The 11037-nt window shown below is 69.8% G+C and carries 11 protein-coding genes and 1 pseudogene; 3 read left to right on the top strand and 9 right to left on the bottom strand.

Going from position 1 to position 11037, the window contains the following annotated elements; genetic code table 11:
• Window positions 1–19: 19 nt before the first annotated feature.
• Together ACY0PA_RS21315 and ACY0PA_RS21310 are read left to right on the top strand one after the other, a co-directional pair.
• Window positions 20–1528, top strand: coding sequence for an MFS transporter (locus ACY0PA_RS21315; protein ID WP_473086093.1), 1509 nt, complete (start codon window positions 20–22; stop codon window positions 1526–1528).
• 87 nt (window positions 1529–1615) lie between these two features.
• The gene (locus tag ACY0PA_RS21310) at window positions 1616–2401 is read left to right on the top strand and encodes a TetR/AcrR family transcriptional regulator (RefSeq protein ID WP_473086092.1); all 786 of its coding nucleotides are present in this window, start codon (window positions 1616–1618) and stop codon (window positions 2399–2401) included.
• A 116-nt stretch (window positions 2402–2517) separates the two neighbouring features.
• Here ACY0PA_RS21310 and ACY0PA_RS21305 read toward each other — a convergent pair.
• From ACY0PA_RS21305 to ACY0PA_RS21285, 5 genes and pseudogenes are all read right to left on the bottom strand, one after another.
• Window positions 2518–2625: pseudogene (locus ACY0PA_RS21305) on the bottom strand (PPOX class F420-dependent oxidoreductase); the annotation flags it as partial.
• Window positions 2626–2700: 75 nt separating this feature from the next.
• Complete coding sequence (locus ACY0PA_RS21300) at window positions 2701–3171, bottom strand: PPOX class F420-dependent oxidoreductase (RefSeq protein WP_473086091.1); 471 nt, start codon at window positions 3169–3171, stop codon at window positions 2701–2703.
• Window positions 3172–3242: 71 nt separating this feature from the next.
• Window positions 3243–4061, bottom strand: a complete 819-nt coding sequence (locus ACY0PA_RS21295; protein WP_473086090.1) for a YceI family protein — start codon at window positions 4059–4061, stop codon at window positions 3243–3245.
• Window positions 4062–4296: 235 nt separating this feature from the next.
• Window positions 4297–6759 (bottom strand): MFS transporter, encoded by a 2463-nt coding sequence (locus ACY0PA_RS21290; protein WP_473086386.1) that lies wholly within the window; start codon window positions 6757–6759, stop codon window positions 4297–4299.
• A gap of 94 nt (window positions 6760–6853) precedes the next feature.
• Complete coding sequence (locus ACY0PA_RS21285; RefSeq protein WP_473086089.1) at window positions 6854–7348, bottom strand: MarR family winged helix-turn-helix transcriptional regulator; 495 nt, start codon at window positions 7346–7348, stop codon at window positions 6854–6856.
• A 174-nt stretch (window positions 7349–7522) separates the two neighbouring features.
• On the opposite strand from ACY0PA_RS21285, the gene ACY0PA_RS21280 reads away from it, so the two are divergent.
• Window positions 7523–7732 carry a hypothetical protein gene (locus tag ACY0PA_RS21280; protein WP_100599127.1) on the top strand — a complete coding sequence of 70 codons (210 nt, stop codon included), beginning with the start codon at window positions 7523–7525 and terminating at the stop codon, window positions 7730–7732.
• Between the two features lie 28 nt (window positions 7733–7760).
• On the opposite strand, the gene ACY0PA_RS21275 is transcribed toward ACY0PA_RS21280, so the two are convergent.
• From ACY0PA_RS21275 to ACY0PA_RS21260, 4 genes are all read right to left on the bottom strand, one after another.
• On the bottom strand, window positions 7761–8552 hold the full coding sequence (locus ACY0PA_RS21275; protein ID WP_473086088.1) for a hypothetical protein: 792 nt from the start codon (window positions 8550–8552) through the stop codon (window positions 7761–7763).
• 69 nt (window positions 8553–8621) lie between these two features.
• The gene (locus ACY0PA_RS21270) at window positions 8622–9482 is read right to left on the bottom strand and encodes an RNA polymerase sigma factor SigF (RefSeq protein ID WP_100599125.1); all 861 of its coding nucleotides are present in this window, start codon (window positions 9480–9482) and stop codon (window positions 8622–8624) included.
• A 246-nt stretch (window positions 9483–9728) separates the two neighbouring features.
• Window positions 9729–10544 carry an RNA polymerase sigma factor SigF gene (locus tag ACY0PA_RS21265; RefSeq protein ID WP_473086087.1) on the bottom strand — a complete coding sequence of 272 codons (816 nt, stop codon included), beginning with the start codon at window positions 10542–10544 and terminating at the stop codon, window positions 9729–9731.
• A 176-nt stretch (window positions 10545–10720) separates the two neighbouring features.
• The gene (locus ACY0PA_RS21260; protein WP_473086086.1) at window positions 10721–11014 is read right to left on the bottom strand and encodes a Dabb family protein; all 294 of its coding nucleotides are present in this window, start codon (window positions 11012–11014) and stop codon (window positions 10721–10723) included.
• Window positions 11015–11037: the final 23 nt, after the last annotated feature.

Here is an 11037-nt window from a genome sequence, read left to right as displayed (position 1 = left end):
CGTATAGGGGAATCTGGACATGACGGCGACGACCGCCGAGAACTCAACGGCCGCCACCGGCGGCGGCCACCCCCAGCGCTGGCTGATCCTCGGCGTCATCTGCCTCGCCCAGCTCACCGTGCTGCTCGACAACACCGTGCTGAACGTGGCGATCCCCTCCCTCACCCGGGAGCTGGACGCCTCGACCTCCGACATCCAGTGGATGATCAACGCGTACTCGCTGGTCCAGTCGGGTCTGCTGCTCACCGCGGGCAGCTCCGCCGACCGCTACGGGCGCAAGAAGATGCTCGCGGCCGGGCTCGTCCTGTTCGGCGCCGGATCGCTGGTCGCCGGACTCGCCCAGTCCACCGGGCAGTTGATCGCCGCGCGCGCCGGCATGGGCGTGGGCGGCGCGCTCCTGATGACCACCACGCTCGCCGTCGTCGTGCAGATCTTCGACGACAAGGAGCGGGTCAGGGCGATCGGCCTGTGGGCCACCGTGAACTCCCTCGGCTTCGCCGCGGGCCCGCTCATCGGCGGCGTCATGCTCGACCACTTCTGGTGGGGCGCGATCTTCCTGATCAACATTCCGGTCGCGGTGATCGGCCTGATCGCGGTCATCGCACTGGTCCCGGAGTCCAAGAGCACCCTCGGCGACCGCCCCGACCTGCTCGGCGCGCTCCTGTCGACGGTCGGTATGACGGGCGTGGTCTACGCGATCATCTCGGGCCCGCAGCACGGCTGGACGTCCGCGCACGTCGGCATCTCCGCGCTGGTCGGCCTCGTGGTCCTGGCCGCGTTCGTCGTGTGGGAGCTGCGCATCCCGTATCCGATGCTGGACATGCACTTCTTCCGCAACCAGCAGTTCACCGGCGCCGTCGCCGGCGCGATCCTGGTCGCCTTCGGCATGGGCGGCTCACTCTTCCTGCTCACCCAGCACCTCCAGTTCGTGCTCGGTTACGGGGCCCTGGAGGCCGGTCTGCGCACGGCGCCGATGGCCCTGACGGTTGTCGTCCTCAACCTCACCGGCGTCGGTGCGCGCATCCTGCCGAAGCTCGGCACCCCCGCGACCATCGCCACCGGCATGTCGTGCCTCGCGGCCGGTCTCGCCGCGATCGCCCTGCTCGGCGGGGACTCGTACGGGGGCATGCTGCTCGGCCTCGTCGTGATGGGCGCGGGCATCTCCATCGCCATGCCCGCCATGGCGAACGCCATCATGAGCGCGATCCCGCCGGAGAAGGCGGGCGTCGGCGCCGGAGTCAACGGCACGCTCGCCGAGTTCGGCAACGGTCTCGGCGTGGCCGTTCTCGGCGCCGTGCTGAACTCCCGGTTCGCCGCGCTCGTATCCGTCTCCGCGGCCTCGCTCCCGGCCGCGCTCGCCGCGGCGAATTCGGGGGCGGAGCGGGAGCGGATCGCCGACGCGTTCTCCTCGGGTCTGGAGACCAGTCAGCTGGTCGGCGCGGTCGCCGTGCTCGTGGGCGGCCTGCTGGCCGCGGCGTTGCTCAGGAGGGCGGAGCGGGCAGACTCAGCGGTGAAGGCCGCGGCGTAGCTGCACTTAGCATCGGTGGTGGCGGACCGGGCCGTTCCGGTCCGCTGCCGGAACCGGGCCGGTACGAGGACTTTGGGAAGGTGCGCCATGGCGAAGGCAGCCGACCGCGCGGGGCGTCCGGCGCGGACGAGCGTCTGGCTGGAGGGCAAGACGCCGCGTACCCGCAGGAGCGAGGCGCCCAGCACGCTCGACCGGGAGCGGATCACCGCGGCCACGGTGAGACTCCTCGACGCGGAGGGCCTCGCCAAGTTCTCGATGCGGCGCCTCGCGGCCGAGCTCGGCGTGACCGCGATGTCCGTCTACTGGTACGTCGACACCAAGGACGACCTCCTGGAGCTGGCCCTCGACCGCGTCTTCGGCGAGATGGAACTGCCCGAGCCGGCGGCGCCGGGCGGCGACTGGCGCACCCCGCTGAGGCAGCTCGCCAGGGTGTACCGCGCGAGCCTGGTGCGCCACCCCTGGACCTCCCCGCTGACGGGTCACTTCCTCAACATCGGCCCGCACTCGCTGGCGTTCTCGCGCCAGGTGCAGCGCATCATCGAGGACACCGGCCTCACCCCGCAGGGCCAGCGGGGCGCGATCGCCGCCGTCTTCCAGTTCGTGTACGGGTACGGGACCATCGAGGGCCACTTCGTGCAGCGCTGCGCGGACGCCGGGATGACCCAGGACGAGTACTACCACCACGCGATGGGCGCCTTCGGCGAACTGGCCCCGGAAATGGCCGAGGACTACGAGAACGCGCGGGCGCTGATGGCGGGCACCGAGGGGCACAAGGTGGAGGACATCCGCGAGGCCGACTTCCAGATCGCGCTCGACCTGCTGGTGGCAGGCATCGACACGATGGTCGCGACCCAGCGGAGCGCCTCCGGCTAGGACTTCACGCGAGATGCGCCGGGAACCCGCCGGTCGCCACGGGCCCCGTCTTTCTTGCGTCCCTTGCACTGCTTCGCAGGCTTCGGGGCGCTGTGTCGGACTCCGTCCGTCGGGCTCTACTCGCTCGGGGCGAGGGATGCCGGGAATCCGCCGGTTGCCACGGGTCCCCATCGATCCGGTGTGATGCGGATGATGGACTTGCCCTGCTTGAGCATCGCGGCGCGGGCCCCTCTTTTTTTGCGTCCCTTGCACTGCTTCGCAGGCTTCGGGGCGCTGTGTCGGACTCCGTCCGTCGGGCTCTACTCGCTCGGGGCGAGGGATGCCGGGAATCCGCCGGTTGCCACGGGTCCCCATCGATCCGGTGTGATGCGGATGATGGACTTGCCCTGCTTGAGCATCGCGGCGCGGTATTCGTCCCAGTCCGGGTGTTCGCCCGAGATGTTGCGGAAGTACTCGACCAGCGGTTCCACCGACTCGGGCGAGTCGATGACCTCCGCGGTGCCGTCGATCTGGACCCACGGGCCGTTCCAGTCGTCGCTCAGGACGACCACGCTCACCTGCGGATTCCGCTTGGCGTTACGGGTCTTGGCGCGTTCGGGATAGGTGGAGACGACGATCCGCCCGGAGTCGTCGACCCCGCAGGTCAGGGGGGAGGCCTGCGGGGTTCCGTCGGCGCGGGCGGTCAGCAGGAGCGCGCGGTGGCGCGGGCGGACGAAGTCGAGCAACTCGTCCAGGGAGACACGGGTGTTGGTCGCGATGCTGGGTGCCATGTCCAGCACCCTACGACTTGAACCGCGCTCGAACCCCCGCTCAGCCCTCGGGTGCGCTTCGTGCCGCCCCCTCAACTCTGAGGCAGCGCGTCTCCCTGCACGGCCTGGATGTCCAGCTCCACCTTCAGCGTCGTGCCGATCGCGGAGATGCCCGCCTGGACGACCTGGTTGTAGTTCATCGCGAAGTCCTCGCGCTTCAGCTCGGTCGTCGCCCGGAACGCCGCCCGGGTGCCGCCCCACGGGTCCGCGCCCGTGCCGAGGTAGCTGAGGTTCAGGTCCACGGGCCGTACGACACCGTGCAGCGTCAGCTCGCCGTGCACCGTCCAGCGGTCGGACCCGGCCGGCTCCAGGCCGGTCGAGCGGAACGTGATCTCCGGAAACGTCTCGACGTCCAGGAAGTCGGGCGTCTTCAGGTGCCCGTCCCGCATGCCGTTGCCCGTGTCGATGGAGGACGCCTTGATGACTGCCTCCACCCGCGACTTCTCCACGTCCTGGGCGATCTCGATGCGCCCGCCGAACTCCGTGAACCGGCCGTGCACGCTCGAAATGCCGAGGTGCTGCGCGACCGCGCCCACCGAGGAGTGCACCGGGTCGATCGTCCACGGCCCGGGCGGCGGCAGTTCGGCGCCGCCCTGCCGGGCGAGGACCACCGTGCCGACGTCGGCACGGCCGCTCGCCGTCACCATCGCCGTGGACGCCGTCGGCGCGTAACCGACCGCCGTCACGATCACCACGTACGGGCCCGGGGTCAGGGTCACCGCGTCGTGCACGGCCCCCTCGTCGTCGGCCTCGGCCCGCAGCACCTGCGCACCCGTCATGTCGGTCACCGTCACGACGGCGTGCGGCAGAGCCCATCCGTCCCTGGTACGGATCCGCGCGCTCAGTCCCATGCTTCTCCCTTGCGCCGGAAAACCGGCGCCGCTCTCGCGGGCGTGGTCGCCCGCCGCTGGGGCCCTCCAATTGATGGCTGAGGCCCCTTTGGTCGATGGCCCGTAAACGGGCCGGACCCCGGTCCGGTGGCGGCCGGCCGTCCCCTGCCGTAGTGCCGCCACCGGTTCCGGGGTCCTTTTCCCACTACCGGGCCGGGGCGCGTCTCCGCTCGAAGCGCGCCCCCGCCCGGGGTCGTCACTCGCCGGGGTGGGCGAGCTCGATGTCGTGGCCCTCGGCGCCGCCGCCGTTGACCGTCAGACCGGTGGCCACCGGCGGGTAGCCGGTCGCGATGACCGTGTACTCGCCGCTGTCCAGGTCGGTGAAGGCGTACGCGCCGTCGTGACCGGTCGTCGCCGTGGCGACCACGTTGCCCGCCGCGTCGACGAGCGTGACGCGCGCGTCGTTCAGCGCACCGCCCGCGGCCCGGACCACACCGGCGACCTGCGCACCGGAGTGCAGCTCGATCTCGACCCGGGTGACCCCGGTGCCGCCGACCTCGACGGGCAGCGCGAGCGGACGGTGGCCCGCCGCGTTGACCGCGACGGTCACGGCGCCCGGGACCAGCTCGGCGAAGGTGAACTCGCCCTGCTCGCCGGAGAGTCCGGTGGCCAGGACGTCACCGCGGACGTCGGTCACGATGACCATGGCGCCGGGGACCGGCAGCTTGCTGTCCACGGACTTCACGACGCCGCTCAGGCCGCTGGTGCCGCTGAGCAGGATGTCGTACGCGACCGGCTCCTCGCCGACGACGACCGTGGAGGCCTGCGGCTGGTAGCCGTCGGCCGAGGCGATCAGGACGTACGAACCAGCGCCGGGGGCGTCGAGGCCGTAGGCGCCGTCGCCCTGGGAGACCGCGCGGCCGAGCTGGCGTCCACCGAGCGAGATCAGCGTGACCGCGGCCCGCGCGACCGGGGCGCTCTCGGAGCCGCGGACGAAGCCGCGGACCGGGGTGCCGCCACCGGTGGACGCCGTCGCCGGGACACTGCCCGCCGTCGTGGCGACCGCCTGGAGGCGCTGGGCCGAGCCGTCCGAGGAGGGCGCGGAGACCGTGGCCGCCATGGCCGGAACGAGCTCCTCCGTCTCGGCAGCACCGGCAGCCGCAGCCGCGGCCACAGGCGCCTCGGACTCGGACTCGGCGGCCGGAACAGCCTGGGAGTTCGAGGTACGCAGGGGAATCTCCTTGATGAACAGCGTGGCGATGAGCGCGAGGAGTGCGATCGGAGCGGCGATCAGGAACACGTCCGCGATGCCGTGCCCGTACGAGCTCTCCATGATCGAGCGCAGCGGCGCGGGGAGCTTGTCGAGGTCCGGGATGGCGCCGCCGCCGGTGCCGCCGTGGCCAAGGGCAGCGCCCTTGGGGCCGAGGTCGGCGAGGCCGTCCTTGACGTAGTGCGTGATGCGCGTGGCCATGATCGAACCGAGTGCCGAGACACCCATCGCACCACCGAGGGAGCGGAAGAAGGTGACCGTGGAGCTGGCCGAACCGATGTCCTCCGGAGCGACCTGGTTCTGGGTGCAGAGCACGAGGTTCTGCATCATCATGCCGATGCCGAGACCCATGAGCGCCATGAAGATCGCGACGCGCCAGTACGGGGTGTCGTAGCGGATCGTGCCGAGCAGTCCGAGGCCCGCCGTGATGAGGACGCCGCCGGAGACCAGCCACGCCTTCCACTTGCCGGTCTTGGTGATGATCTGGCCCGCGACGGTCGACGAGATGAACAGGCCGCCGATCATCGGGATCGTCATGACACCGGACATCGTCGGCGACTTGCCGCGCGCCAGCTGGAAGTACTGCGAGAAGAAGACCGTGCCCGTGAACATCGCGACACCCACGAAGAGCGAGGCGATCGAGGCGAGCGTGATGGTGCGGTTGCGGAAGAGCCGCAGCGGGATGATCGGCTCCGCGGCCTTGGTCTCCACGAAGATGAAGATCAGCGCGAGGACGACGGCGCCGCCCACCATCGCGCCGGTCTGCCACGACAGCCAGTCGTACTTGTCGTCGGCGAAGGTCACCCACAGGAGCAGGGTGCAGACCGCGGCGGTGATGAAGAAGGCGCCGGCCCAGTCGACCTTGACGTTGTCCCGCTTGACCGTGGGGAGCTTCAGCGTCTTCTGCAGAACGATGAGCGCGATGATCGCGAACGGCACACCGACGTAGAAGCACCAGCGCCAGCCGAGCCACGAGGTGTCGGTGATGACGCCGCCGAGCAGCGGGCCGCCGACGGTGGCGACGGCGAAGGTCGCGCCGAGGTAGCCGGAGTAGCGGCCCCGCTCACGCGGGGAGATCATCGCGGCCATGACGATCTGCGCGAGGGCGGACAGACCGCCGACGCCGATGCCCTGCACCACGCGGCACGCGATCAGCATGGTCGGGCTCTGCGAGAGGCCGGCCACGACCGAGCCGCCCACGTAGACGACCAGGGCTATCTGTACGAGCGCCTTCTTGCTGAAGATGTCGGCGAGCTTGCCCCACAGGGGCGTCGTCGCGGTCATCGCGAGCAGCGAGGCGGTGACGACCCAGGTGTAGGCGGACTGGCCGCCGCCCAGGTCGCCGACGATCTCGGGCAGGGCGTTGGTGACGATCGTCGACGACAGGATCGCGACGAACATGCCGAGCAGCAGCCCGGACAGCGCCTCCATGATCTGCTTGTGCGTCATCGGAGCGGCGCTGCCGGGGGCGGCTGCGCCTCCATGCTTGGCGTGGCTGCCCCGCACACCTGCTGGTGTGGTTGTTGCCATGGTGTTCCTTTACTTACGCGGGTGTACGGGTGGTCTCTTCGGTGGCGTCCGGAAGTGCCTGCACGAGCCCCGGCGTGTACCGGCAGTCGCCGAAGCTGTCGCGGAGCCGGCTCATCATCGCGATCAGCTGCCCGACCTCGTCGTCGGACCAGTCGCTCAACCGGTAGGCGAGCAGTTCGGTCGAACGCTCGGAGAGCAGCTCGATCTGCTTCAGGCCTGGATCGGTGAGGCTGAGGATGCGGGAGCGCTTGTCGGCGGGGTCGGGCGACCGCTCGATCCAGCCGCGGTCGGCGACGTGCGCCACGTGGCGGCTGGTCACAGACATGTCGACGGCGAGCAGTTCCGCCAGGCGGCTCATCCGCATCTCGCCGTACCGGCCGAGGAGCATGAGAACCGCGGCCGAACCGGCCGGACAGTCGTGCGGCAGGGACCGCTGGAGGTCTCGTTTGACGGCACCGAAGGCACTGAACTGTCGGGCGAGCTCTTCGTACTGACTCTGCTCTGCCACAGCACCTCCTACGTTCGTTGCTTAGGGCAACCATAGAGACAGTTGGTTGCCACAGGCAAACGAAAAGGGGCGTACGCGACTAAAAACCTGGTAAAGGGGAGGGGTTGCACATGTAAAGTCGCAGCTCAGTATGGGTATGGCGTCGCCCGCACGTATTCGCTAGGGTCCTTCCCCATGGCACACAACCCCCAGGGCCCGGCCCCCGAAGGCAACTACGACCCCGCGGGGAGCACCCAGATGTTCCGCGCCTTCGTCGACGAACCCGCCTCGCCGTCGCGCCAGCAGGCCGCCCCGGCGAAGTCGGGACCCGGCGCCGGTCTGATTCTCGGCATCGTGCTCGCCGTCGTCATCGTGGCCGGCGTGGCCTGGCTGGCCCTCAAGTAGGTCATCGCGGCTCTCGCGCGAGAGCCGTTCACTTCCATTTGACGGAGACGTCGCGCGTCTCCACGTGCATGCCGAGCGGCACCCGCCAGGCGTCGACACACACGGTCCAGGTCTTCTTCTTCCGCTTCCCCGCGTCGATCGGCACGGGGAGGTCCTGGGTGGACTCGACGGTGGCCCAGTCGATGCCGAGGGCGCCGATGACGTGCGTCCCGAATGTCACCTTGCCCGAACGCACCGCGGTACCACCGGTGTTGACCATGTCCAGGGTCACGTCCTCGCACCACCGCTTGTCCGCGGCCTTGCGCTCCGGGTCCCCGATCTTCAGGGCGGCGGGCCCGCTCGGGGTGCCGGTGTCCGGGGCGGACGGCGTGGTCGTCGCCCCACCGCCGGAAGCGCCGCCGGAGCCGCCGCCGGAGCCGCCGGTGGATGGCGACCCGGACCCGTCGGGCCCCGACGCCTCGGACGCCCCGGAGCCGCCGTCGGTACGCGCTTGCGCTCCGGCCCCGGCGCCCGTATCCCCTGAACTGCCGCTGCCACTGGGGGACTTGTCGCCGCCGCCTTCGGCGCTGCCCGTCCCGCCCTCCGACGGACCCGACGGACCCGAGTCGGCCCCGTCCAGCGGCACCAGCTCCACATCACCGGTCGGCGCCACCGTGCGCCCCGGCGTCCGCTCGGGCGTGGCACCGGCCGCGCCGACCGCCACATAACCGTCACCGCCGCCGGAACTCCCGCACGCCGCAAGGAGACCGCCCAGGCAGACCACGGCCGCCGTCGCACCCGTCAGGGCGCCTCGGCGGCCGCGTATCGATGCTCGTCGCATCGCGCCAGTGTGTCTGACGGTCCGTCAATTCGGAACCCTGTCAACGGCACCGGCGGCGCGCGCGATGGGTCAGTCGGCGATCAGGCCTTCCCTGAGCTGCGACAGCGTCCGCGTGAGCAGGCGCGACACGTGCATCTGCGAGATGCCGACCTCCTCGCCGATCTGCGACTGCGTCATGTTCGCGAAGAAGCGCAGCATGATGATGCGGCGCTCGCGCGGCTGGAGCTTGGCGAGCAGCGGCTTGAGCGACTCGCGGTACTCCACGCCCTCCAGGGCCGTGTCCTCGTAGCCGAGGCGGTCCGCGAGCGAGCCCTCGCCGCCGTCGTCCTCGGGCGCCGGGGAGTCGAGGGAGGACGCGGTGTAGGCGTTGCCCACCGCGAGCCCGTCGACTACGTCGTCCTCGGAGACGCCGAGCACCGCGGCCAGCTCGGGCACGGTCGGCGAGCGGTCCAGCTTCTGGGCCAGCTCGTCGCTCGCCTTGGTCAGCGCGAGCCGCAGCTCCTGGAGCCGGCGCGGCACGCGCACCGACCAGGACGTGTCACGGAAGAAGCGCTTGATCTCGCCGACGACGGTCGGCATCGCGAACGTCGGGAATTCCACGCCGCGTTCGCAGTCGAAGCGGTCGATCGCCTTGATCAGGCCGATCGTACCGACCTGGACGATGTCCTCCATCGGTTCGTTCCGGCTGCGGAAGCGGGCCGCGGCGTACCGGACCAGTGGGAGGTTCAGCTCGATGAGGGTGTCCCGTACGTAGCCACGCTCGGGGCTGTTCTCGTCGAGTGCGGCGAGCCGCAGGAAGAGGGAGCGGGACAGGGTGCGGGTGTCGATGGCTTCGGAAGCCCCGGATACAGGCGGGCTGTGAAGCACGTCGGGCGCTGACGCGCTCTTGCTGAGCGTGAGCACCTTCGAGCTGCCCTGGACTGCGGACATGCCACCCCCTTGAGGTCGCGGACGGTCGCGGCGGGCGCTCCCGTCTGGAAGGAACGCAGCCTCCACCTGAATACCGGAAGCGGGACTGCGGCAAACGCGGTTCCAGCAGAATGTCACATGTCGGCAACACGCTGTAGTGACATGTCGACATGGATGGGGTGAATCGGTGCAGGAAAAGGGGGGTGTGTCGGGGAACTGACGTATTTCGGCGGGGAAGTGCCGAGAAAGGCACTCCACTCGTTCCGGTTACGCTTCGATCCTGTTTGCGGATCGGAGCCGCGCGAAGCTTCTGGCCAGCAGTCTTGACACATGCATCTGGGAAACGCCCAATTCCGCGCTGATCTGTGACTGCGTCAGATTGCTGTAATAGCGCAGCAGCAGGATCCGCTGCTCACGCTCCGGCAGCTGTACGAGCAGATGCCGTACGAGATCGCGGTGTTCGACGCCGTCGAGCTCCGGGTCCTCGTAGCCGAGCCGGTCGAGCAGGCCGGGCATCCCGTCGCCCTCCTGGGCCGCCTCCAGCGAGGTCGCGTGGTACGAGCGCCCCGCCTCGATGCAGGCGAGCACCTCGTCCTCACCGATGCGCAGGCGCTCGGCGATCTCGGCGGTGGTGGGGGTGCGCCCGAACGCCGTGGTGAGGTCCTCGGTCGCGCCGGTCACCTGCACCCACAACTCGTGGAGCCGGCGCGGCACGTGGACCGTGCGGACGTTGTCGCGGAAGTAGCGCTTGATCTCGCCGACGACGGTCGGCATCGCGAACGTCGGGAACTGCACGCCGCGCTCGGGGTCGAAGCGGTCGATCGCGTTGATGAGCCCGATCGTGCCGACCTGGACGACGTCCTCCATCGGCTCGTTGCGGCTGCGGAAGCGGGCCGCCGCGTACCGCACGAGCGGGATGTTGGCCTCGATGAGGGCGGCGCGCACCCTGGTGTGCTCGGGGGTCCCCGGCAGCAGGTCCTTGAGCTGGGCGAAGAGGACCTGGGTCAGCGCACGGGTATCGGCGCCCCGGTTCTTCGCGGGCGGTGCTTGAGGCGCTGTACTGGCCGGCACGGTCAACGCCACCTCTGTCTCTGTCAGCTCGTCCGTCAACTCATCCGTCAAAAGCGGTCATAGCATCACAAGACAGGTGCACTGTGTGCAAGCACCGCATAACTACGTGTTGAAGGGCAAGTTGGGGCATATGGCACAGAAAGGCCCTTCACCGTTCCGGTGAAGGGCCGCTTTGCCGTGCGATTCGCTCAGAACTCGTAGTCCGCGATCACCCACGTGGCGAACTCGCGCCACTGCGCGACACCCGCCTGGTGGGCCGGGTGCTCGATGTACCGCCCCAGCGCATCGGTGTCCTCGACCGCCGAGTTGATGGCGAAGTCGTAGGCGATGGGGCGGTCGGTGATGTTCCAGTCGCACTCCCAGAACGTCAGCTCCGGGATCTGCTCACCGAGTGCGCGGAAGGCCTTGACGCCCTCGACGACGCGAGGCTCGTCGCGCTGGACGCCCTCATTGAGCTTGAAGAGGACCAGATGGCGGATCACGGACACTCCTTGCAGACGCTGAC

Source organism: Streptomyces sp. DS1-CR2 (genome assembly GCF_055760475.1).
The sequence above is the reverse complement of the archived record's forward strand: the minus strand, read 5'-3'. Positions and strand labels throughout refer to the sequence as shown.

Coding starts and splice junctions, on each gene's coding strand:
- ACY0PA_RS21315 (WP_473086093.1), top strand. CDS start 20: ATGACGGCGACGACCGCCGAGAACTCAACGGCCGCCACCGGCGGCGGC.
- ACY0PA_RS21310 (WP_473086092.1), top strand. CDS start 1,616: ATGGCGAAGGCAGCCGACCGCGCGGGGCGTCCGGCGCGGACGAGCGTC.
- ACY0PA_RS21300 (WP_473086091.1), bottom strand. CDS start 3,171: ATGGCACCCAGCATCGCGACCAACACCCGTGTCTCCCTGGACGAGTTG.
- ACY0PA_RS21295 (WP_473086090.1), bottom strand. CDS start 4,061: ATGGGACTGAGCGCGCGGATCCGTACCAGGGACGGATGGGCTCTGCCG.
- ACY0PA_RS21290 (WP_473086386.1), bottom strand. CDS start 6,759: ATGACGCACAAGCAGATCATGGAGGCGCTGTCCGGGCTGCTGCTCGGC.
- ACY0PA_RS21280 (WP_100599127.1), top strand. CDS start 7,523: ATGGCACACAACCCCCAGGGCCCGGCCCCCGAAGGCAACTACGACCCC.
- ACY0PA_RS21275 (WP_473086088.1), bottom strand. CDS start 8,552: ATGCGACGAGCATCGATACGCGGCCGCCGAGGCGCCCTGACGGGTGCG.
- ACY0PA_RS21270 (WP_100599125.1), bottom strand. CDS start 9,482: ATGTCCGCAGTCCAGGGCAGCTCGAAGGTGCTCACGCTCAGCAAGAGC.